The sequence below is a fragment of the Bacillus sp. J14TS2 genome, from assembly GCF_018333015.1.
Lineage (GTDB): Bacteria > Bacillota > Bacilli > Bacillales > Bacillaceae_C > Lederbergia.
Map to the genome: position 1 here is coordinate 1 of NZ_BORE01000008.1, position 24,725 is coordinate 24,725.

Genomic DNA, 24,725 nt, shown 5'->3' on the forward strand with positions numbered 1-24,725 from the left:
AGGACTACCATACCCTAATTATAAGGTTTTTTTATGGACTTTTATAGTGATAATTGCCATTATTCATAATTTTGGCATAGTTATTTCCTCTTGACTTTTGGCTGGAAATTTAATGCAACGCTAGTGACCCGTAAGACATCATCCCCTCTGTTCACTCCTATAATAACTATTCTCGCTTTCCCAGCATTTCCCTGCTTAAATTCCAGCAAAAATCAGGAAACTTGCTAGCTCCTTTTTGACGACTTTTTATCGTATAAAACGAATTAAAAATAAAATTGAGAATCTAATTTACTCTCCTCCTTAGATGTCTTATAATGAAGGTGCATAAGAAAGTTTTGGGTAAATGGCTATATGACGATGTGAATGTTTGAACAAGTCTTGTCCATCCTTACATTATCCAACTTTTTGGTGAAACGTTTAGATTAGGTAGGTGCCAACAGCTTAAAGCTTTTAAATCCAGCGTATAGCCGTTTTTCCAATACAAGCCTAACAGCTTTTTCCTTTCATTTGTTAGAAGTATTTTAGATCCTCCATTTAAAAATATGAAAAAAGGGGCGTTCATTCTCATGAAGAAAAGTTTAAGTGTACTAGTTGTACTTTTATTAATGTTGGTACCGCTATTAAGTGCATGTAATTCAGGAACACAGGATGATGATTCAGGTAACGATTCAGGTGAAAAATCAAGTACAGAAAAACATAAAATCGGCATTCTAGCACCTGCTGTCACGCATGGCTGGGTATCAGATGTAGCCCACCAGGCAGAGGCACGTGCGAAGGAATTATCTGATGAGATTGATTACCAAATCCAAACAAGTTCTAATGCAGAAGAAATGACTTCTCAATTAGATGATTTAATGACATGGGGTGCGGAAGCCATTGTGGCGTTCCCTCAATGGGAAGGTATGGAAATCCCCATCCAAACCGCTCTTGATGCTGGTATTAAAGTAGTAAACTTTGATATTGAAATTGACGCTGATGGGGTTTACCGTGTATCTGGCGATAATGAAGGTATGGGAATTGAAAGTGCAAAATATATTATTGATAAAATTGGGACAGAAGGTAATGTCGTTGTCCTAGAGGTGCCATCCTCTGGTTCTGTTTCCAAGTTAAGAAAACAAGGTTTCATGGACACGATGGAGGAAATGGCTCCTGACATGGAAATTAGCACATATGCGACTCAATTTACACGAGAAGATGGTTTGAAGGATTTTGCTGATATTTTAACAAGTAATAAACATATTGATGCTGTCTTTTCTATGGATGACGAAACATCCGTGGGTGTTCTACAAGCAATTAGTGAAGCTGGCAGAGATGATATTAAAGTAGTGACTGGCGGAGGCGGTATGCAGGAGTACTTCAACATGATGCCAGAAAACGAAGATATTTGGATTCAATCAACACTTTATAGCCCAGCTATGGTGAAGGACGCTGTCGATGTCTCGCTTAAATTATTAAATGGTGAAGATGCGGACGAAGTCACGATCATCCCTACAACCGTTGTGGACCGGGATAATTACGAAGAATTCATTGACGAAGACTCTTCCTACTAAGAAGAAGGGCTAAGTTCGCGACATCCGGCCGCTTCGTATACACTAGTACATCCTGTACGTCACAACACCTTTCTGACCAATATCCTGTTGGCCTTCGACAAGTAAATGTTCTGGGACAAAGCAAGGCTTTCTCTGTCTTTCTTTGTTCCAGGTTATGGAAGTGATCGTATGAAAATTGAAATGAATAATATAAGAAAATCATTTGGAAAAAACGATGTGCTCAAGGATGTTTCCCTTAGTGTTCAAGGTGGAGACATCTGCGCTTTGCTTGGCGAAAATGGTGCGGGAAAGTCAACCCTGATGAACATTCTTGGAGGCGTTCACCAAATGGATGCAGGTTCAATTCTAATCGATGGAAAGCCTGTAAAATTTGCTGCACCGGCCCAATCGCAGGCGGCGGGCATTGCTTTTATACACCAGGAATTAAATTTAATCAATGACTTGCCCATCTATGAAAACATGTTTCTTGGTAGAGAATTAAAAACTAAAACAGGTAGCTTAGACTTAAAACGCATGTATCATGAAACCAATGAAATATTTAAAAAGATGAATATTGATTTAGATCCCGAAAAAATGGTTCGTGACTTGGATTCCTCCTATAAACAAATAGTAGAAATTTGCCGGGCGATAATGACAAACGCATCCATTATAATAATGGATGAGCCTACCACGTCTCTAACAGACCAAGAAATAGAGCGTGTGTTCACAATGATGAAAACATTAACAGAGCATAATGTCGGCATTATTTTTATTTCCCATAAATTAAATGAAGTTATGCAATTTTGTAGCCGCTATCTCGTCCTTCGCGATGGTAATCTTGTTGCAGAAGGAGCGGTGAGCGATGTCACAACCAATGATTTGGCTAGATATATGGTTGGATTTGATGTAAGAACAGAACCTTTATTAAGGGAGAAAAAAATCGGGAAAGAAATTTTGCGAGTGGGAGGTCTCACTGACCCAGCCGCTTTTAAAGATATTTACTTTTCCATTAGGACTGGCGAAATTGTCGGTTTTACGGGATTACTTGGGGATGGACGAAGCGAGCTTTTTCAAGCTGTTTTTGGAGCGAAGCATCCTTCAGCAGGCAAGATCTTTCTGAATGGAAAAGAAGTCGTCATTCATAGTCCAACACAGGCGATCAAAAAAGGCATTGCCTATCTTCCAAGAAATCGGAAGGAAAATGCCATTATTAAAGATATGGATATTTTTGAGAATGCTTCGATTGCCACTTGGCCTAAATTTTCCAAACGGGGGAAAATTGAAACGAAGAAACATCAGCTCGAGTTTGAAAAACAAAGAGAGCGATTACGTTTAAAAATGGGCAAGCAAACAGACAATATCACAAGTCTCTCCGGAGGGAATCAGCAAAAAGTTGTCCTGGCCAAATGGTTGGCAGCAGATCCACAGTTACTTATTTTGGATAACCCCACACAGGGTGTTGATGTTGGAGCTAAAGAAGATATTTATGATATTATCTTAGATCTCGCAGACAGAAATATCGCGGTTGTCGTCCTTTCTAGTGAAGCCGCAGAAATTATTCGTGTCTGTGATCGTGCTCTTGTAATGTACCACGGGGTCATTCAAGGCGAGGTAACGGGAAAAGAAATGAATGAGCATACGATTATGAATCTCGCTACAGGCGGAAATTGATCAGGCTAAAGGAGGGAGAACCCAATGACCGATAATATCCGTGTTAAAAATAATCGAAACTTTTTTACATGGTTTAAATATAAATGGCAACATGATCCTGTATTTAGTACAGCCATCGCACTTATTGTGATGATCATTATCCAAACTTTAGTATTGGGCTTTAATTATGATTCATTTGGAAGCTGGTTTCAATCGTGGTTAAATAACTGGGTGAATATCTTAAGAAATAATGCTGGAGTAGGAATTATCGCACTCGGTATGACCTTTGTCATTATGACCGGAGGGATTGACCTTGCCGTCGGCTCTACTTTAGTGGCAACAGGAGCCTTTACGATGGTTCTATTGGATACTAGTACCAAAGGAATTTTAGCCGGGCTTGGCCTAACTGGTTTTCCCGCGATCCTCATCACAATTGTACTTGTCATCCTTATGGGCTATTTACTTGGACTCTTAATTGGAACAAGCGTAACAAAAGGAAATATTCCGCCCTTTATTGCGACCTTAGGAGCAATGATGATCTTTAGAAGTGTCACACAACACTTTATGCAAGGCTACAATCCAAAGGTTCCGATTGAGTTTACCCAGTTAGCAAGCTTTAAAATTGGCAACTATATGATTATGCCGATTGTTTATTGGGCGATCATCGCCTTTATTTTATACTATATATCGAAAAAAACCGTTTTTGGTCGGCAAATTATTGCAGTAGGATCAAACGAAAGAGCGGCTAAGCTCTCTGGTATTAATGTGAATAGAGTCAAACTAAATGTATACGCATTGATGGGCGTCCTTGTTTCGATTGCAGCTGTGATCCAAGTCTCGCGGATTGGCTCAATGGACTTTTCAAATGCTGGGCGAGGAATGGAAATGGATGCAATCGCAGCTGCCGTCGTGGGCGGCACAAGCATGCTTGGAGGCAGAGGGTTTATTTTGGGAACAGTATATGGAATGCTGATTATCGCCGTTATGAACAATTTATTAAATCTATTTGGTGTTCCGCCGTTTCTTCGAGAGGCTTTCAAAGGATTCATCGTAATCGCAGCAGTGCTTCTGCAACGGAAGGAACAAGCCGCCTAACTGAATTCATTAGCTAGTTGGGGCAGAATACTGCCCCTTTTTCAACTCCACATTAATCCCTACCATCATTCCTTTATTTTCTATATAAAATTACTCACATAAATGCCACAAAGCCGTTAAAAAACATAAGATAGACAGGTGATATATATGAATATAAAAATGTATCTGAATAACGAAAAATGGCTTGCAGGAATGACGATGAAGGATGAAGCGGAGCCGGAAAATTTCAACATGGCGTTACATGCTTGTCAGGATAGAGAAGTAATCTTACAGAATCGCCGACAATTAGCCCGCTTTTTAAATTGCGAATTAGGTGACTTCGTTTGTGCAGAACAAACACATAGTGCCAATTTCCATCAAGTTGTCCACGCTGATAAAGGCCGCGGGGCTGACAAATTAGAGACTGCTGTCCCAGTGACTGATGCGCTTTACACATATGAACCCAACATTTTACTATGTAGCTTCAATGCAGACTGTGTGCCAGTATTTTTTTATCATGAACCAAGTGGTGTTGCGGGCGTTATTCACTCAGGCTGGCAAGGTACTGTCAAAGAGATCTCTTTAAAATTATTTAAGCATCTGATTCATGACAAGCAATGTGACCCAAATGATTTTCATGTCCAAATTTGTCCAGCACTCAGTCAAGAAAAATTTGAAGTGGATGAAGATGTCTACGTGCAATATAAAGCTTTAGGCTATGCGGATAAATGGATTGAATATAACGAACAAACAAGCAAATATCATATTGATAATCAGCAAACTGTGAAACAGCAATGCCTATTAGCTGGCATTCCGGAAAACCAAATCCAAATAGATCATACCTGCACGTTTCAAAGTTCTGATGGTTTTTCTCATCGCCAAGATAAGCAAAGCGGGAGACATCTTTGCTTTATTATGAAAAAGGAAAAATGAAGAGCTTTTCTAAAAATTGAAAATCCCCAAAAAACTATCTTGTAACAGATCAACGGGGCATAAATCATGCAGGTGTCACGCCATACAGGATGAACTAGCACAGACGAAGTAACAGGACATTGCATTATGAGTCTGCCGGCAGGACCACGTGTATCTAACATTATTGCTTTGCCTTAGGAAAATGCGACCTTAGCCTTGGACATCATACGCTGCGGGTCTTCAGCTGCTGTGCTATTCCCGCAGGCTTTGTCACCATTCTATTCAACAAGCTTTATATTTAAAAGTTTTTTTGATTTTGGCAAATAGTGAAGTACATACGCTCTTCCTTCTTCAATCTGCCTAAACCCCTTTCCTGAATATTTTTCTGAAAATTCTCGTCCATCAGCAAATATGTATTCATAATAGGTATGTTCTCCTGCTGAACGAATAGCAAATTTTTCAATAACTACCTCCTCTGTCACCGTATTCCCCGTTACATAGCTGGTTATATCAATAAGGTTATTTTTTAAGTTATGGGAAAGAAGCCCTCCTAAACCAATCAAAAATACTGCTAGTAATGGGCCAATCCATGCTAGACGCTTCGGATTAGCCGCTTTCCTTTTTACGATGAAGTATATACAAAAAACGATAAGAGCCAATCCTAGCAAGACAAGGAGAATACCATACATATTTACGACCAAAACATCATACACAATGAATTTTATAAATTGGCCCTTATCTTCCTGACTTGACAACCATCGTGAAATAAATAAAATGAGCGCCAACACAAGCACGACTCCAACAGCCTCGATCATCCCGTAATCAGATTGCTTTTGCCTTCTATCCATAAGCTCCCTATCCCCTTGACCATTATGAATACCAAACTAAATTTTCTTTCATCATTTTATTTTAGCAACAATTACATATTTTCAGCTGTTCCGGAAACGAATAAAAAGAGCGATCAAATGAAAAGTAGGAGTGATCACATGTCGCAACATACAAATGAACAGCAAAAGGAAAAGTCTAACGAGCCAACACCGAACACTCCCGATAAATTCGGAAATTTGACCGGAGGACAAAATAGGCAAAATGATCCTTATGATGCAATATCACTTTCACGATTTAATTCCTTAAATGCTGGGGTTCAATTAAAAGCGAATCCATACTGTCCTGCTCAGTATTATATAGGACAAACTTCTACTTTCCTAGTTACTAAAATCCTTTTTATTCCTTAAGCTTGTATTCCTATCGAACTAAATTCCGACTTTCATCATAAAAATAATCCGCTTTGAGGCGGATTATCTCGTCATCGATCAACTCTATCTTCCAAAGGTTGCTTGCATGCGTTTAATTGGATCATCCTCTATTTCCGCTGACCACTCTAATACTTGTCCGCAACGCAAAAGTTCAGTTCTTAAATCATTATATTGTACTTCTTGTACACTTACCTTGTTTTTCAAAGCAAGTACAGCTGCTACCCCAGCGGATTGCCCTACTATCATAAAAACAGGTTCCATGCGTATAGCACCATAAGCAATATGCGAGCTCGATAAACAAACAGGGACAAATAGGTTCCTACATTCGCTTAATTGTGGGCGAATCGAACGATATGAGATAGAAAAAGGAGAAGTCGGTACTTGAACATCTCCTTCATTAACACATCGTCCATCTATCACAACACGGCGACAATGATGGGAATCCATATGATAGGAAGCAAGGCCAACAGAATCATGAATAGAGGCTTGTCCTAAACAATTACGATCTGTCATCACATAATCAGAAATCATCCGTCTTGCCTCACGAATATAAAGCTGTGGAGGCCAATGCCCTGTTTCCATAAATTCATCTCTAGGAAGCCCCCACTCAGCTACTTCTGCGCGAATACTAATTGGTACTCGTTTATCATTTGCAAGAAAATAAAGGAGACCGAGATCATAGTTTACGTGTTGTTGAAAGATTTCCTCGCGATGTTCATAGCTTCCTTCTGGCCAGTCATAGTTCATGCCAATATAGTCTGTCGAGAAAGCGCCATAATTATTTAAATCAGACTTTCTGTTTGGTAGCATAGTATGGAGTTTAAACACATCCCACACACCAGAATGGATGTATCGTAATAGTAATTGATATTGCTCGGCACAGTAGTTAGCTGGTTTCGGAAAAGGAACCCGCTTTTCGGGATCGTTCGTAAGGCAAATCCGGAAATTATAAGCTTGAATACGGTGATCCCCTTGTCCTTGATAGCCTAGTAAGCTCGGGTCATCCTCCGTTATTCCTGGTAAGAGCCCGCTTTTGGCATCTCCTTCTTTTTTATAAGGATCAATCCATTTTTCAAATTTATGGTGGAGGCCGCCAAACTGAATCCCATTATAAACTTCTTTATATGTAGCATTGGATTCCCTTCCAACAAAATAGGATATATTGGCCTTAGCTAATACATCACCTTCGTAACTGCAATCCATAAAAATGTCAGCTTGATAACAAGAACCATCCTCCATGACAATTTCGGTTATTTTCCCCTTTATCGTCAACACCTTCTCTAGATGTTGACGATAATACACGGCAATATTATGCTCCTTTATCCATTTTTGAAAAACATAGTGGGCTGCTTTCGGCTCAAAAATCCATTGTTTTTCCTTTTGATAATAACGGGCGATCTCTTGATAGAATTCTTTAGCAAGACCACCAACCGCTTCTTCCGCCCCGAGATCAGTGGCTCCTAAACCACTAGCTGTCATCCCACCGACCTGCTGACTAAATTCCACAATTGCTACTGAATACCCTAAGCGGGCAATCTGCACAGCAGCTGTAATGCCTGCTGGTGTTCCTCCATATATAATGACATCTTTTTTAATGAACCTTTTCTCTGATTTTTTTGTGGTTGGTACATAATAATGTAGCTTCTCTATTCCCAATGTCTCCACCACCTCTCTTTCTTGTTTTCCAGGGAAAGCGCTCGTTTTTTGAGCACGCCTTGGCACAATGAATATCAACGATCATAAAGTGAAACTTCATTCAGTGTTTTTTTCATCCCCCACTGAATGGTAAGGATCAAAGGCTAAATTCTCAACATCCTGTCGGCAGGCTCAAAGCACGACATCCTGTCGTTTCGCCCGCACTAATACGTCCTGTACGTCGCAACGCTTTTGTGACCTGCGTCCTGCAGGCCTGAACCAACCGTGTATTTACTGGTAGTTATCCCCTCGTTTTCACCTCGAATTCTTAGAGTGGGGGGTTACTGCCAGTTAATTCGGGATAAAAAGTGACCATTAATAACGAATTAGTTTTGTTAATGTACTTGTCTTCTTATTGCGTAACTGTTCAAATTCACCTAAAACATCGTCAAAAGCCACCTCTGCCGTTATTAACGGCTGGACGTCAATTCGTCTTTCACTTACTAAACGAATATATTCAGCAATGTTTCTCCCTTCCGTCCAACGCACAAACCCATAGGGATAATCAATCGCTTGCTTCTCATAGACCTCATCATAGCGACCAGGCCCACCCGCTCGCGATATCAGAAGTTCCGCCTCTTTTCCAAACATAAGATCTCTTGGAAAGTCAGGTTCCACATCTCCTACAATTACAACCTTGCCCTTATTTCGAATCCATTTTAGGCTCTCATGGGTCAAAGGAGATCTCTTCCCACCTGTACAAACCAAAACGGCATCTGCCCCGTGCCCATTTGTACTTTCAAAGATCTTTGCCTTCATCTGCTCTACGTTAGCGAAAGCATGAATACCATTATCAGAAGCTAACATAGCCACACGCTCTTCGTATAAATCACAAGCAATTACATGATAGGCAGCAGCATTGGCAATTTTAGCAATCATTTGCCCAAGTATTCCCAACCCTGCGATTACGACAGCTTCGCCAAATTGTAGCTTAGCAATTCTGAGTGCATGAATCGCGATCGCCCCAATTCCCGCAAGTGCAGCCTCTTTCGCCTCCACGCTTTCTGGTACTCTTGTATACAATGTGCGTGGCACCAGCAAGTATTCACCATGATGAACAAATGGCGCCCCGTAACAGGCAACAAGGTCACCCTTCTCCACATCGGTGATCCCCTCCCCCCATTCCACAACTTCCCCCATGGCACTATAACCAAGCGGAACTTCACGATCCGTACTACTCTCCATCATCCCTAATTCCGTCCCTGGAGAGATGACAGAATACATTGTCTTGATCAAAATATAATTCGGTTTGAGTAAAGGAATATCCTCATGAGCTATTTCAATCTGTTGGTTTTTTGCCACTATTTTACGCAAAGTCATCATTCACACTCTCCTATTCTTATACCTCACTCAACCACTTTTTAAGATGGTCTTGCACAAACTCATCATCATGTAAATGCGGGTATGCCGCATAGACACGATCGATTTCCTTGTCCTGATTGGGACTTAATCTCTCTTTATCCAATAAACATTCATTTCCTTGCAATAATCCTTGTCTTGCTAGAACTTCATTGATCCCCGCTATACAGCCTTTAAATTGATTCTTTGCATCAAAAAAGGCGGCGTTTGCATCTGTAATTTCCTGTCCTAAAGTCAAAAATTCGCTTGGTATCTCCTCCTGATCCCTTACGGATTGAATTTGTTTGAACAACTCAACTACCCTTTTCGTCCAAACAGCCCAATGGCCAAGCAACCCTCCAACAATCTGCTTTTCTATCTTTTTTCCAGATACGTCAAAACGATACGTTGTCAATAAATCATTCACAATATTATCATCATTTCCCGTATAGATCGCGATTTCTTCATTCCTTGATGAACGGCAAACAGCGCGCACAACATCAAGCGATTGATAACGATTAAAAGGAGCGATCTTAATAGCATGAACGTTCGGTATTTCTGCAAGTGCCTTCCAAAATTCATAGGATAACACTCTTCCCCCAACAGATGGCTGTAAATAAAAGCCAAATACCGGGATGATTTTCGCAATCCTTTCTGTTCGTTCTAGAAGTTCCCCTTCCGAATATGACTTTAATCCACCCATGCTCAGCAAACCAAGATCGTACCCAATCTCTTTAATAAACTTCGCCTCTTTAATCGCCTGTTCATCCGGACCACTAATCCCCCCTACTTTTATAAAAGCTTCAGTCATTCCAGCCTTTTCGATTTCCTCTATAGCCAAAGCCATCACTTTTTCATAGAGGTTGAACTGAGGGTCACGTATTTCGAATTGAGTTGTATGAACACCAACTGCCACTCCCCCAGCACCTGAATCGATATAATAACGCGTCAGTGCACGTTGTCTTTTCTCATCAAGTTCTCGTTCATTCGTTAAAGCCAAGGGATGAGCTGGAATCACAGCTCCTTCATGTAGCTTTTCTTTTACTTGTCGATTTAACATTTAGAAAGCCCCTTTTCGTTCTTGGAAATGTGTCGGTTTATCATGAGTCTCCCCATTATTCATCAACCAAATCGAGACCATGTCAATCATTTGCTGGATCGATACCTTTGGGTAGCCAAATAATTGATGGGCTTTAGCCGCATTGTTTAATAAAGCTGTTTGTTGCTCCTCATTCTCAAATTGAGGGTGCTCACCAAAGCGCTTTCCAAATTCCTCGGCCAACCAACGAATTGAGATGGTTTCTGGTCCTGTTATATTTAAAATCTTCGGTGGTGTTTTACAATGTAATAGAGAACGAATCGCATATTCATTGGCATCTCCCTGCCAAATGACATTCACATTCCCCATCGCTAAATCAATCTTCTTTTTCGCTAATACTTGTTTCCCAATCTCTAAAACTACCCCGTAGCGCATATCGATGGCGTAATTTAATCGAAAGAAAAGCATCGGTGTCTCGTTTTTCCGAGAAAAATAAGTTAAGATTCGCTCCCGTCCTAAACAAGATTGCGCATATTCACCAATCGGTTCTTCTGACTTCTCCTCTGTACAATCATTGTTTAACACGTTCGTCAAAGGATACACATTACCGGTTGAAAAAGCGACAATTTTTGAGGAGGGAAATTTTTCAGCCAATCGGCCAGGCAAGTATGTATTCATCGCCCAGGTAAAATGTTCATTCCCAACTGTACCAAACTTATTACCTGCCATATAAATAATGTTTTCAACATTCGGTAAGGCCTGTAAAGCTTGATCATCTAATAAATCGATGGCAATAGTGTCAATTCCAAAATCCTCTAATTCTTTTTGCAAATTTCCCGATGAAAAACGCGAAACGCCAATGACTCTTTTTTTCACTGCCGCTTCATCAATAGCCCGTTTCGCTAATTTAGCCAAAGTTGGCCCCATCTTTCCTCCTACGCCTAAAATTAAAATATCGCCATTCATATGTTTAATGTCCTCTAATAGTTGTTTTGAAGGCTTTGTCATAAAGGCTTCTAATTCTGCAATTGTTCTCATTTAAACACCCCTATATTTCTTATATTACAAACATAAATACCACTTATTCGTATTGTATGAAGAGGCTTATTAAAAGACAAGTCTTATAAATGTCTTTAATTAAAAAATGCAATAAAATACTACAAGTCTAATAAAATCAGACTTTGACAGTCGCTAATGAAAAAAGTAATATGTTAACTAAAGAGACAAGTATGACCTATAAAGGAGAAGAATCGATGACAATTCAATCTAGAGCTTCTTGCCATTCAGAAATCCAGATCGGTATTATTGGTCCTCCATCTTTGATAGAACTAGCGAGTGAAACGCTAAAATCTTTCCCAAATTTCCAAGCTCAATTTCGTCACTTTAACTCCTTTAACTTTGACCCTAACGCACTCAAAGACTTAATGAGTGATGTTGATGTCATTCTTTTTATCGAGTACCATGTTTATGAGTTGGCCAAACAACAAGTTGAGTTCAGCCTCCCAGTCCATCATGTCCCTTTAATGGGAACGGGTCTTTATCGTTCTTTATTCCTTTTGAAAAGTAATCATGGATTAAAGGGATTATCTGTTGATACAGTAGAGCCGAAATATGTAGAACAGATTTTGCTCGAGCTTGGTGAACAGCCAAAAGAAATACGTATTTATAAAAAGCAAAGCCAAGGGTCAAACATCCAAAAAATCATTGAATTTCATCTTCATAATTATTATACATACGGTACTGTTGCCCTCACTGGGATTCAAGAGGTCGCTGATGGTCTGATGGAACGAGAAATTCCTTTTGAATGGGTGACACCTACACAGCAAGACCTGATTGTCTCCCTTGAGCGCGCGCTCTTGGCCACTAATACTCGAAGAAATAAAGAAGCGCAAATTGTATTTGGATTAATTAATATCGACAACTTCAAAGGAGTTGTCGAAAAATTTACGTCTGAACACGATGTCCAAATATTGAAATTAAACATTCAACAGATGCTACTTGATTATATGAAACAGCTAGATGGCCATCTTATCAACTTAGGAGGAGAAGAATATTCATTCATTACTACAAGAGGGATCTTTGAACGGGAAACAAGAGGCTATAAGTTCATCCCTCTTCTCCAAGATACTAAAAGCGAACTTGATATTACTCTCAGCATGGGCATTGGATTCGGTAGGACGGCAGCCGAAGCAGGGAACCATGCACGATTAGCCCTCCGTCAATCCAAGGAATTAGGAGGAAATATTTGTTATATTGTGCGAGAAGACCGGAGCGTTTTAGGGCCCGTTGATATCACAACCCATACCCAGTATGAGAGATATGACCTAGCTATTACAGATGCAGAGCTTTTAGATAAAGCCGAGAAGGCAGGAATGTCTGCCGCCTATATGACAAAGTTGATGGCACGTGTTGCCCGCTATCGAAAGTTTGATTACACTGCTCAAGAATTGGCTTCAACTTTAAAGATTACGGTAAGGAGTGCGCATCGCATTCTATTAAAATGGATGGATGCTGAATTAGTTGAGATTGTTGGAGAAGAAAAAGTCACACATAAAGGACGACCCCGCCGTATCTACCGACTTAGTTTTATTGATGATGAAGAACTTTTTTAAGGTTTAAGGACGAGATTGGAGGTTTATCCTCCAGCCTTTCCTTATATCAACTTGGCGACAGACTCTCGGCTGCTAGACATCTTAGCTGTCTCAATTCTTCCTAGTGTGAACCCTTATTTCAACCCAGACATTTGAATTCCTTCTGTAAAATAGCGTTGGAAAAAGAGGAAAATCAAAAAGGTTGGGACGAATGAAATCGCCGATCCGGCCATCTCAATCCCAAAGTTCCCTTCTTTCCCCAGCATAGAGGCTAATCCGAGTGTAATCGGGAACATCTTCTCCTGTGTCAAATAAATCAAAGGCTGGAATAAATCGTTCCAGTTTGAAATAAAAGAAAATGTCCCGACCGTCGCTACGACTGGTATGGATAGTGGCAATATAACTCTAAAAAAGATTTGAAAATCATTCGCTCCATCGATATAGGCTGCTTCCTCAAAATCATCTGGGATTCCTTGCAAAAATTGCCTGACAAGAAATACACCCATAATGCCCCAGAGCTCAGGAATAATTAGGGCGTTAAATGTATTGATCCAACCAAAATCAGAGAACATAATATACTTCGGAATAATAAGCAATTGCTGAGGAATCATAATCACCGCCATAAAAATCCAAAAGAGCATTTCCCTTCCAGGAAATTGCTTTTTCGCAAATACATAGCCTAATACCGCACAAAAAATCATTTGACTAAGGACTGGAATGACCGTCACAATGACGGAGTTCATAATCCAACGTAAAAAAGTGCCATCTCTAAAAATGTAAATATAGTTTTTCAAAGTAGGTTGATCTGGAATCCAAAACAAAGGATCTAGTTGTGCATACTGAGCATCTTTAAAAGATCCCAAAATCATAATGATAAATGGTAATAGAAAACAAGCTCCTAATAAAAGCAATGCTGTATACGGAATGACTTTCTTAGCCATGCTCGAATTCTCCTTTCCTAAAGCCTAATCCCATCAATAAATATTTGTTTCTTTCCCCAGGTATTTCCTCTGTATAAGGGAAATAATCAAAATGATAATAAACAAAACATATGATAATACCGATGCATAGCTTAAGTTCAAGCTGGTAAAACCTTGTTCATATAAATAGTAAACGAGTGTGGTTGTCGAATAATTAGGCCCCCCACCTGTTAACAAATAGGCTGAATCAAAAATTTGGAAAGAGCCAATGGTCGTCGTAATTAATACATAAAAATGAATAGGTTTTAATAATGGAAAAGTGATACTACGGAAAATCCGAAAGGCAGAAGCGCCATCAATGCGTGCAGCTTCATATAATTGCTTTGGAACGGATTGTAATCCAGCAAAGTAATAGATCATTGTACTCCCACTTACTTTGAAAATACTTAAACCTGCTAATACCATTAAAGCTTGATCAGAAGCTGAGAAAAAAAGCTGTGGCTTAATCCCAATGAAGCTAATTAAATAGTTGACTAATCCATCTGGAGTTCCTCTAAATAACCAGCCCCAAATACCAGCAATAATAACGAATGATGTCACAACAGGTAAAAAGAAAATCCCTTTAAAAAAGCGAGCAAATCTTACACCAGAATTAATAATAAGCGCTAAAATTAAGCCAAGTGCCATTGTGGGTAATATATAATAAATCGAAAATAAAACGGTATTCCAAATTGCTTTCCATGCTAATTTATCACTCAATAAATTCTTCCAATGTTTAAGTCCTACAAATTCTGGATCCCCAATTATTTTCCAGTCCATAAAAGTTAAATAGAAACTTAATAGAAACGGATACACTTGAAAAATTAAAAAATGAATCATAACTGGGGTAAGGAAAATATAGACAATTGCATTTCGTTTTAGTTCCCTTTTGACCCGCTGTCCCAAAGGCATTTTTTTCTTATTTAAAACATATACGGTCGAATTCGCTTCAGTATTGTCCACTGTCATCACCCTATTTCTTAAAAAGTCAGTAACAGAGAGTTTGATGAACTTTATCAAACCCTCTGTCTATGAAACACTACTTCTTATCTAATTCTAGTTGTACCGCTTCTGCAGCTGCATCGGCTGCTTCCTTCGGCGTTTTCTTTCCTTCCATCATTGTTTGAAGTTCAGATTGTATGGACGGCATGATCGTACGTCCTGCAGGATGAATGACTCCTGGCAAGGCATATTCAGTATAGGTTGCAAGTTGACTTAAATATGGTTCATCATCAAAAATTTCCTTTGCTGATTCGCGCGTCGGAATATATTGAGTCACTTTATTAAAGCGCTTTTGGTTTTCTGTATCTGTCATCACTTTAATGAATTCAGCTGCAGCTGCTGGGTTATCGGTATTCACAGGCGCAACAAACATCCCTGTCGTTCCATACGTCACTTGCCTTTCACCTTTTAATGGTGGGGCAATCACAAATTCAAACAAATCTTTACTTAACATATTTGTGATGGAAGCACCTGAACCTTGAACAGCTAAAAGTTTCCCACTATCCCATAAAGCATCATGTTCCATTGCCGTAACCGAATCTTCAGGGATCCACCCTTCTTTATACATGTGATCCAGTCGTTCCCAAGCTTTTAAACTCTTTTCATTATTAATTAATACTTGATTATCTTCATTGACGACATCCCCACCAGCTTGCCAAACATATGGATAGAGGGTTCCATTCATAGAACCGCCTCCTGCAAAGCTCATAGCATAGTAACCTTTTTCTTTTGCCTTCTTGGCCCATTGATCAAATTCATCCCATGTTTTTGGCAGATTCTCTGGATCTTCCCCAATATCCTTCACAATATCAACGTTATACAGAAATGTATAAGCCTCTTGCAAAATCGGCAAACCGTATAACTTATCTTTCCATGTCGTGGATACTATGGCTGTCTCTACAAAATCATTCATGTCTAGATCTTCTAAATATGAATCAAGCTCTAGCAGCATGCCCTCCTCTGCATATTGCGGCATTTGGTCAGGAATTGCATAGAACACATCGGGGCCATTATTAGCAACCAATGCCGTTAAAATCTTTTGATCACGGTTTGCCCATGGTATTTGTTCAAAATTCACTTTCACCTCTGTCTCTTCTTCAAAGGAAGAAATAATCTCATCCCACATCTTTCCTTCTACGTCTTGATCTCCTGTAAAGGGATGAGCCCAAACAGTAATTTCACCTGACAGCTTCCCATCTGACTTATCGCCTCCTATTGATTCTGTGCCTCCTGCACTAGATTGGCTATTGTTTCCGGAACTACAACCAACAAGGAGAGTTCCGATCAAAAAAAATACTGATAACAAGCGAAAACTTTTCATGAAATAAAATCCCTCTCTTTACATTATCTTTGGACAACTATGAGCATCTACACTAACATTGAAGGCATTTCACCTCAATAAGACTAAATTTTCAAAAATGGGTATTGGAAGCGTTGTCAATTCATACATATAAATTCAAAACTTGAATCGAGGAGACCATTCATATGTTGGAATAGCGCCAAACTCTATACCCTTAAATCTTGTATTCTGAGTGTATAACCTTTCTATATAAGAGACAAGTCTCTAAAGTGTCTTTAAATAGAGTCTATTTCTAAGTTTATAAAACCCGCCGCAAAATGATAAAGATAATGGTAATAAGACAAAAAGAATCAATGGGAATTGCAGTCTGTAGAAAGCTCTATACAATAGAAAAGAGCCAGTTCTCCTATGAGACTCTGACCCTAGTAGTCTAAAATTATTTATTTTGTTGAAATATGTTGCTATTATTCACTTTCTCCAGAAGGTACTTGAATAGACACTGATGTAGAGAGCGGAATCCCAAAATCAGGTGTACCATCCGCATTCCATCCAAACTTTTGAATACGGGTACTGCGTTTTTGGCTGCCACCTTCTGATTCAGGGATTGCATGATAGACAATCCAATCCTCTGAGCCGTCTGGTGATTGCGAAAAGCCATTATGCCCCGGAGCAAACACACTATTTTCTACTGATTTTTTGAAAACTGGGGTTTTCGATTTATCCCAAGACTGGGCGTTTAATAGATCAGACCCGGCACTAGCAGTTAACATACCCAGTGAGTAGTCATCAGACCAAGTGGCGCTTGCAGAATATACTAAGAAAAGCTTGTTGTTTCTTTTCAACATGACGGGCCCTTCATTTACAGCCAGCCCTCCTTGCACTTCCCATTCGTATTCCGGCTTTGTGATCAATACTTCAGGACCCGTTAAAGTCCAAGGGTTAGACATTTTCGCAATATAGAGTCCTGAACCATAAGCTGGGAAATTCCCGTACCCCGCATATACAAAGTACCACTGACCATTATCTTCAAAGACTGTTCCATCTAATCCAGGGTGTTCAGTATTGACATAGCCTCGCTCTATCCACTCCCCTTCAAAAGGGTCTTGTGAGGTGTTTTCCAAGACAAAGATTTTCCGCGTCATGTCACCGTCTTTTCCGACTTTTCCATCATTTGCAGTAAAATACACATACCACTTTCCATTTACTTTATGAATCTCCGGAGCCCAAAGAAAGTGGCTATTGATTCCTTCTTCTGGCGGAGACCAGATCGTCTTACACTCGCCATTGGCGATCCCGCTCAATGTAGATGATTTCCATAAGTCAAGATGCGTCCTTCTCGTAGCCATAAAATAATACATATCGCCATCTTTATAAACCCACGGATCCGCTCCTGGATCCATTAATGGATTTTGAAAAGTACTTGTCATAATAAATCCCTTCTTTCTTTTTTATTTTATTAGATATCTTTTCCCATAAAATGTTAATTTGTTAGATTTTCCATTGATCTATTTTAGATAGATTTTATCATCAATTAATTTTAGAATTCAAAAATATTATCCTTTAATAGACCCAATCATTACACCTTTGACAAAATGCTTTTGAACAAAAGGATACATAACCAGGACAGGTAAGCTAGCTACGATAATTAAAGCATACTTAATACTTTCACCCAGCATCATCTTTTCGTCTAAGCCAAATTCACTACCCATTTCCTCTGTCATACTTGCCTGACTAACAAGGAGAATTTCCCTTAGAATGAGTTGTAAGGGATATAGTTTATCATCCCGTAGGTAAATCAAAGCGTTAAAAAAGGCATTCCAATGTCCCACTGCATAAAAAAGTAACATAACGGCCATGATCGGTTTTGATAATGGGAGAATTACTTTCCATAGCATCTTCCAATTAGAACAACCATCAATCATTGCAGCTTCCTGAAGTTCCCAAGGAATACTTGTCTGAAAATAAGTACGCATAACGATCAGATTATAGGTTGCAATCGCATTCGGTATAATCATCGCCCAAAAGGTATCAATCATACCTAGTTCTTGTACGACCAAATAGGTTGGAATCATTCCCCCGTTGAAGAACATCGTAAAGGTTATAATAAACATAATGATGTTTCTGCCTGGTACATCCCGTCTTGATAATGGATAAGCAGCTAGAGTCGTTAATATAATATTGACGAAAGTACCACCAATGGTATAAAAAATAGTATTTCTATAGCCGTTCCATATAGCTCCATCTTTAAAAACTTCACTATAAGCATCTAATGTAAAATCAACAGGAAAAAGCCACATTTCTCCATTCATAACTCTCTCAGGACTACTAAAAGAAGCACTAACAATAAAAATTAACGGATATAATATGATTACCGAAATGACAGCAGAAATAATGAGCACTCCGATATCAAATACTTTCCCATCCGAGATCTTTTTAGATTGTTGTTTCACCGTAGGCTCCCTCCTTCACTGACATTTTTTAAATTTTTATCTACCATAGGCTTGTCTCTGCCTTTTTCTTTGCAAATTGATTAATAAATATTAATAGAATAAAGTTGATAATCGAATTAAATAAACCAATCGCTGCACTATAACTAAAGTCCCCGTTGAGAATACCGTTTCTATAAACGAATGTCTGGATGACATCACTCGATTTCATATTTAAATTATTTTGCATTAAGAGGATTTTTTCGAATCCTACGTTCAAAAAGTTCCCTACATCCAAAATAAGTAAAATAATGATTACGGGAAGGATGCCTGGGATCGATACATGGATAATTCTCTGAAACCGGCTTGCTCCGTCCATCTTAGCCGCTTCGTACAATTGTGGATCGATTCCTGCTAAAGCAGCGATATAGATAATCGACTGCCAACCCATGCTTTGCCATATATTAGACCCAATGAATATTGTCTTAAACCATCCTGGTTTCTCCATAAAAGCGACAGAATCTAATCCTAAAGCATTTAACATGGTATTGACTATTCCGCTAGCGGGATTTAAAAATAGGCTTAGCATTCCGACAATAACGACCACGGAAATAAAATGGGGAATATAGGTAACGTTTTGGACCCACTTTTTAAGCGCATTACTTCGAATTTCATTGATAAGCAGGGCCAAAAGTATTGGGATCGGAAACGCTATAAGCAATGAATAGATACTTATGGAAAACGTATTCCATAGTAATCTGCCGAAATAATAAGATTCAAAAAATCTGGTAAAGTTTTCAAAGCCAACCCACTCACTTCCTAGAAAACCAAACGAAGGATTGAAGTCTTTGAAGGCAATTTGTAGACCGTACATCGGACCATATTGAAAAATAATATACCAGGCTATGGGTAACAAGAGCATAAGGTACAGGTCATAACTTTTGACAATTTGTTTCCATAACTGACGCTTTTTTAAAATAGGTTGGGGTTCAACACTCGATTTATTCACTTGAGATTTTGCCCTTACATTACTCACTCCATAGTACCTCCCTCTTGAATTATTTTAGTGATGACTAGGAACAAAGAATTTTTTGTTCCTAGCCATTCATATTATTCTTTAAAAGTTGAATCATAAGCTTCTTGATAAATTTCTTCTAATCTTTCTAGCCCCATATTTTCTATCGTAAAAACATATTCATCCCATTTATCAAAACTCAAATCACCATTAATAAATTGGGAACTTGTTTCATTATAATACGCATCCATATCTTGACGGATTTGGTTGACTTCTTTGGTTAACTGCTCATCAAATAATGGTGGACCATAAATTACTTCTGGTAAATAAGGATCGAATTTTTTCTGTGCCTCTTGTACTGCCTCTGAATTAATAGCTGACGAATTATACTCCGTTATATATTGTGGTGCTCCTCCCCCTGGAAATGGAGTAACCGCCTCGAGACTTGCGTCTTCATCTATATACTGTGGTAAACCATCATCATCATAATTAAAGGTATCTCCCTCAATCCCATATCTGAACATAATGGAACCTTCTTCACTAAAGAAATAATCAATCCAGCGAATCGTTTCCACAGGATACTCATTGGCTGATGTAATGGCAAATGTACCAAAATCTCTCGCTATAGGAGATGCCTTGACTAACCGATCTCCAAAAGGCCCCTCTATCGGTGAAATACCCATGTACTCATAGTCTTCATATTGAGTACTCATGTCATCTCCCTGTGTATGGGTCATTCCTACCTTCCCTGTAGACAATTTAGCCGTGTACTCTGAAGGTGTATGTGATAAAACATCCCGATCTAGTAATCCCTCGCTGTAAAGCTTATTTAGGAATTGTAATAGATCTTTATATCTATCATCTGTTTTCCAAATATGGACTTTATCATTCTCAACATTTAGCGTATTTCCCAGTTGCTGCAATAATCCCCAAGAACTTGCAAAGTTATTTATTAAGGTAGGGAAATTACGTTCAGTCAATGGAATTTCATCTTGTTTGCCATTCCCATTTGGATCATCATTTTTAAAAGCTGTAAGAACTTCAACTAATTCGTCTGGTGTTGTTGGTTCTTCCAACCCTAATTCATCTAACCAATCTTTATTCAACCAAAATTTTTCTGTTCTTGCTGCATCTAATTCAACAATAGCTGGTAACGCATAGATATGACCATCTGGTGCTGTAATAGCTGATTTTATTTCCGGATATTGCTCAAATAATGCTGCTAAATTGGGTGCATACTCCTCAAGTAAATCTTCAAGTGGTATAAAGAGTCCGGACGACCCATACTTGACGGCGTCTGCGTGCGAAATTTCAGCCTTATAAAAGACATCAGGCGGATTTTTAGCAGCGTACTCTAAGTTCTTTCTTTCATCAAAACCATCCTGTGGAACATCATTCCAATCTATTTTTATATTCGACATCTTTTCAAATTCTTTGAAGACGGACATATTCTCATAAGGTCCATTCACCGGAGAACGTCTAGCAAAGAACTTTAAATTAATCTCCTCATCAACAATCGGCATTCCTTCTTTATTGAAATTATCTGAAGGACCTTTTATAGCATTCTCCTCATTTTCCTTATTGGACTTTGAACAGCCTGCAAATATTAAAGTTACCAAAACTAAAGATACAACTAACGTTAAAAACTTTTTCATGTTTCTTTTTCCCCCTTTACTTTCCAATCATCTATCAGGACACATTTCTACTCTTTAGCAATCGGATACATAGATTCTTATGAAGATACCTATTTCCAACACTTTCATTCACAATAGTTTGTTGTCATGATGCACTTCATTTAAACCCTTACAAACATAAACTTTTTACAATTCAAAGTCTACACTCAATTAATAAGCACTTTGATCGTTGATTTCGTTTACAAAAGGCCTCCCTCAATATATATTTTTATAACCTTCTTAGTTTAGAGTAACTGAAATACCATGTATAACGAATGTTAATTTGTTAGGTTATCAATTAGCATTTTGTTAGGGTGGAAATATAATCTTTTAAAGTATAATAGTCATTGTTCTCATTCTGATAGTGTGTGTATAAAAAAGGAGGATAAAAAGAAGCTAGAGATTCAAGGAAGTGTAGAATTGAGCAACGGAAAAGCAAGCCAACGAAATCCCACAGGATGTGGTGAGTTCGACGTTCGACACAGGGCGTGTCGACACTTAGTCGAAGTTCCTTTATCTCGCATCTTGATTTTTCCAAATTTTCATAACGTCCTCTTTAAGAATGAATAGGGCAGCAGAATTGACTTCGGAGAAAACGCATGTGGTTTCTAAAATAGACTTTTCGCTTAATTACTAGTACCTTTATTTTTTTCTAGAGCTTCAAAAATTATTATACTCTTTCACCAAATCAATACCTTGCAAGAAAATGAGCGTTAAAAGAATTTACCTTTTCTAACCTCTATTACGCTCTGTAAAAATCCTATTAGAGGATAATAATATCATAATTCTTTTCAACCCCTCCTGTAAATTAATTATTTTCATGGGGATTTTCCTCACCTAGGTGTATTCTAGCAAAGAAAAATAAGAACTACTTGGGTTAATATACCCCTGCTCCGGAAATATACTTCGCTTCCGCGGGCGAGTAGCAAGTCTCCAAGACTTCGCCTTCCGAGGTCTTGCCGAACTCTCACTTCCCGCAGAACCCTACGTATATTTCCACGACAAGGGTAATGCATTATTCGCCTTTCGGACTTAATGTTTTAATTATGTCCAGCCTCATCTCTGTTACTCTTTGAAAGTCGAATTATAAGCTTCCTGGTAAATTTCCTCTAATCTTTCTAAACCCAAATTCTCTATAGTGGAGACGTATTCATCCCACTCATCAAAACTCTTATCGCCATTGATGAATTGAGAAGTAGACTCATTATAATACGCATCCATATCTTGACGGATTTGATTGACTTCTTTGTTTACCTTTTCATCAAATAATGGGGCACCATAAATTACTTCTGGTAAATAAGGATCAAATTTTTTCTGTGCTTCCTGTACTGACGGCGGATTAATCGCTGACGAATTGTACTCCGTTATATATTGTGGTGCTCCTCCACCTGGATATGGACTAAATTCGCCGATTGCAGCTCCAGTACCACGCTCATCATTTAAAATTTCATCTGTATACTCAGGCAAACCATCCTCATCGTAATTAAAGGTTTCTCCCTCAACCCCATATCTAAACATAATGGAGCCTTCCTTACTAAAGAAGTAATCCATCCACCGAATCGTTTCTGCAGGGTACTCATTGGCTGATGTAATCGCAAATGTACCAAAATCCCTAGCGATAGGAGATGCCTTGACTAATCGATCACCAAAAGGTCCTTCTATTGGTGCAATACCAATATACTCATAGTCTTTATATTGAGTATTCATATCATCTGCCTGTATATGGGACATTCCTACCTTCCCGGTAGACAATTTAGCTGTATACTCTGATGGTGAATGTGATAAAACATCCCGATCTAGTAATCCCTCTTTGTAAAGCTTATTTAGGAATTGTAATAGATCCTTATATTTATCATCTGTCTTCCAAATGTGGACTTTATCGTTCTCAATATTAATCGTATTTCCTAATTGTTGCAATAATCCCCAGGAACCTGCCATATTATTGATTAAAGTAGGGAGGTCGCGTTCAGTAATTGGTATTTCATCTTGTTCACCATTCCCATTCGGGTCATCATTTTTAAAAGCAGCAAGAACATCAACCAATTCATCTGGTGTTGTTGGTTCTTCCAATTCTAATTCATCTAACCAATTTTTATTCACCCAAAATTTTTCTGTTCTTGCAGCATCTAGTTCAACAATAGCCGGCAATGCATAGATATGACCGTCTGGAGCTGTAATAGATGATTTTATTTCCGGATATTGCTCAAATAATGCTGTTAAATTGGGTGCATACTCCTCAAGTAAATCTTCAAGTGGAATAAAGAGTCCAGACGAACCATATTTCACGGCCTCTGCCTCCGAAATCGCGGCCTTAAAAAAGGCATCAGGCAGCTTCTTAGCCGCATATTCTAAGTTTTTTCTTTCATCAAAACCATCTTGTGGAACATCATTCCATTCTACTTTTATATTCGACATTTTTTCAAATTCTTTGAAGATGGACATATCTTTATAGGGTCCATTCACAGGAGAACGCCTTGCAAAAAACTTTAAATTTATCTCCTCATCAACGATCGGCAGCCCTTCTTTATTAAAATTATCCGAAGGTCCTTTGCTAACACTTTCCCCATTTGTCTTATTCGATTTTGAACAGCCTGCAAATATGATGGTGATCAAAGCTAAAGATAAGATTAGCATTAAAAGTTTTTTCATTTCACTTCCCCCTTCACTTCTTTTTATTGTATTTTCAAATTCAACTTGCAACCGCATACAATTTTTCACTCTTCCTTTTCCAAAAATAATTTTATACTCAAAATCCTCCCATTACGTTTGCATTACTTTTTCAATTAAAGATAATGGAAGCATTGTGTATCCAAGAATAATAACTTAAGATTTTATCCCCGAAGTCTGGGGGAATTTTGGGTATAAAATCTACTGAATGTCTTTGTTTCTAGTGTCTTTTCCAATCATTCCATTTTTGCTTTTAAGCACCTTCAAACAATTGGTTCCCTAAAAACAACGACGTAAATAAATTCTTCAGCTTGAATTCTGGGCACTTTTTAAAAGATTGACTATCAACGAAACCAGATTCGGATATTGCCGCGATGACGACGTCTAATACTGCTTCAAACATTTCCCATAATTGTTCAGCTGAATTTTTTTGCTTCATTTCATCCTTTATGTCTGCGACAAGATCCTCAATCATTAGGAAATGATATTACCATTTCAAAATCCCCATGTAAGTTAACTTTTACATGGGGACCTTCTTCACATTGGTATTTCAGCAAACTTTTCAGACCCCTTTTATAGGCTTACCATTTAATAGATCC

20 protein-coding genes are annotated in these 24,725 nt (G+C 38.6%); 6 read left to right on the top strand and 14 right to left on the bottom strand.

The window, feature by feature from the left end; all coding sequences use genetic code 11:
• The first annotated feature begins 566 nt into the window (after window positions 1-566).
• The 4 genes from KI375_RS13340 to pgeF all read left to right on the top strand — a co-directional run bounded on the left by KI375_RS13340 (window position 567) and on the right by pgeF (window position 5,186).
• Window positions 567-1,550, top strand: a complete 984-nt coding sequence (locus tag KI375_RS13340; RefSeq protein WP_212973978.1) for an ABC transporter substrate-binding protein — start codon at window positions 567-569, stop codon at window positions 1,548-1,550.
• A 168-nt stretch (window positions 1,551-1,718) separates the two neighbouring features.
• Window positions 1,719-3,200: a sugar ABC transporter ATP-binding protein gene (locus KI375_RS13345; protein ID WP_212973979.1), complete on the top strand. Its 1,482-nt coding sequence runs from the start codon at window positions 1,719-1,721 to the stop codon at window positions 3,198-3,200.
• Between the two features lie 24 nt (window positions 3,201-3,224).
• Window positions 3,225-4,274, top strand: coding sequence for an ABC transporter permease (locus tag KI375_RS13350; RefSeq protein WP_212973980.1), 1,050 nt, complete (start codon window positions 3,225-3,227; stop codon window positions 4,272-4,274).
• Between the two features lie 147 nt (window positions 4,275-4,421).
• Entirely contained in the window at window positions 4,422-5,186 is a 765-nt protein-coding gene (pgeF, locus tag KI375_RS13355; RefSeq protein WP_212973981.1) for a peptidoglycan editing factor PgeF, read from the top strand.
• Between the two features lie 257 nt (window positions 5,187-5,443).
• Here pgeF and KI375_RS13360 read toward each other — a convergent pair whose 3' ends face one another.
• Entirely contained in the window at window positions 5,444-6,013 is a 570-nt protein-coding gene (locus KI375_RS13360) for a hypothetical protein (RefSeq protein WP_212973982.1), read from the bottom strand.
• A 138-nt stretch (window positions 6,014-6,151) separates the two neighbouring features.
• Here KI375_RS13360 and KI375_RS13365 point away from each other — a divergent pair, with 138 nt between their 5' ends.
• Window positions 6,152-6,400, top strand: coding sequence for a hypothetical protein (locus KI375_RS13365; protein WP_212973983.1), 249 nt, complete (start codon window positions 6,152-6,154; stop codon window positions 6,398-6,400).
• A gap of 84 nt (window positions 6,401-6,484) precedes the next feature.
• Here KI375_RS13365 and KI375_RS13370 read toward each other — a convergent pair whose 3' ends face one another.
• The 4 genes from KI375_RS13370 to KI375_RS13385 all read right to left on the bottom strand — a co-directional run bounded on the left by KI375_RS13370 (window position 6,485) and on the right by KI375_RS13385 (window position 11,531).
• The gene (locus KI375_RS13370) at window positions 6,485-8,086 is read right to left on the bottom strand and encodes an FAD-dependent oxidoreductase (RefSeq protein WP_244852618.1); all 1,602 of its coding nucleotides are present in this window, start codon (window positions 8,084-8,086) and stop codon (window positions 6,485-6,487) included.
• 345 nt (window positions 8,087-8,431) lie between these two features.
• Window positions 8,432-9,439 (bottom strand): zinc-dependent alcohol dehydrogenase, encoded by a 1,008-nt coding sequence (locus KI375_RS13375; protein WP_244852621.1) that lies wholly within the window; start codon window positions 9,437-9,439, stop codon window positions 8,432-8,434.
• A 16-nt stretch (window positions 9,440-9,455) separates the two neighbouring features.
• Entirely contained in the window at window positions 9,456-10,514 is a 1,059-nt protein-coding gene (locus tag KI375_RS13380) for a dihydrodipicolinate synthase family protein (RefSeq protein WP_212973985.1), read from the bottom strand.
• Window positions 10,515-11,531 carry an NAD-dependent epimerase/dehydratase family protein gene (locus tag KI375_RS13385; protein ID WP_212973986.1) on the bottom strand — a complete coding sequence of 339 codons (1,017 nt, stop codon included), beginning with the start codon at window positions 11,529-11,531 and terminating at the stop codon, window positions 10,515-10,517.
• A gap of 215 nt (window positions 11,532-11,746) precedes the next feature.
• On the opposite strand from KI375_RS13385, the gene KI375_RS13390 reads away from it, so the two are divergent.
• Entirely contained in the window at window positions 11,747-13,105 is a 1,359-nt protein-coding gene (locus KI375_RS13390; protein ID WP_212973987.1) for a GGDEF domain-containing protein, read from the top strand.
• A gap of 113 nt (window positions 13,106-13,218) precedes the next feature.
• On the opposite strand, the gene KI375_RS13395 is transcribed toward KI375_RS13390, so the two are convergent.
• The 9 genes from KI375_RS13395 to KI375_RS13435 form a co-directional block, all read right to left on the bottom strand.
• Entirely contained in the window at window positions 13,219-14,025 is an 807-nt protein-coding gene (locus KI375_RS13395; protein WP_212973988.1) for a carbohydrate ABC transporter permease, read from the bottom strand.
• Between the two features lie 33 nt (window positions 14,026-14,058).
• The gene (locus KI375_RS13400; protein ID WP_244852640.1) at window positions 14,059-14,955 is read right to left on the bottom strand and encodes a carbohydrate ABC transporter permease; all 897 of its coding nucleotides are present in this window, start codon (window positions 14,953-14,955) and stop codon (window positions 14,059-14,061) included.
• A gap of 127 nt (window positions 14,956-15,082) precedes the next feature.
• Window positions 15,083-16,366: a sugar ABC transporter substrate-binding protein gene (locus tag KI375_RS13405; protein WP_212973990.1), complete on the bottom strand. Its 1,284-nt coding sequence runs from the start codon at window positions 16,364-16,366 to the stop codon at window positions 15,083-15,085.
• Between the two features lie 443 nt (window positions 16,367-16,809).
• Window positions 16,810-17,772 (bottom strand): glycoside hydrolase family 43 protein, encoded by a 963-nt coding sequence (locus KI375_RS13410; protein WP_212973991.1) that lies wholly within the window; start codon window positions 17,770-17,772, stop codon window positions 16,810-16,812.
• Between the two features lie 126 nt (window positions 17,773-17,898).
• Window positions 17,899-18,795, bottom strand: a complete 897-nt coding sequence (locus KI375_RS13415; RefSeq protein WP_212973992.1) for a carbohydrate ABC transporter permease — start codon at window positions 18,793-18,795, stop codon at window positions 17,899-17,901.
• Window positions 18,796-18,835: 40 nt separating this feature from the next.
• Entirely contained in the window at window positions 18,836-19,750 is a 915-nt protein-coding gene (locus KI375_RS13420) for an ABC transporter permease (protein WP_374706848.1), read from the bottom strand.
• A gap of 131 nt (window positions 19,751-19,881) precedes the next feature.
• Complete coding sequence (locus KI375_RS13425) at window positions 19,882-21,441, bottom strand: extracellular solute-binding protein (RefSeq protein ID WP_212973993.1); 1,560 nt, start codon at window positions 21,439-21,441, stop codon at window positions 19,882-19,884.
• Between the two features lie 1,083 nt (window positions 21,442-22,524).
• A complete protein-coding gene (locus KI375_RS13430; RefSeq protein WP_212973994.1) occupies window positions 22,525-24,108 on the bottom strand; it encodes an extracellular solute-binding protein in 1,584 nt (527 codons plus the stop codon).
• Between the two features lie 271 nt (window positions 24,109-24,379).
• The gene (locus KI375_RS13435; protein ID WP_212973995.1) at window positions 24,380-24,565 is read right to left on the bottom strand and encodes a hypothetical protein; all 186 of its coding nucleotides are present in this window, start codon (window positions 24,563-24,565) and stop codon (window positions 24,380-24,382) included.
• Between the last annotated feature and the right edge of the window lie 160 nt (window positions 24,566-24,725).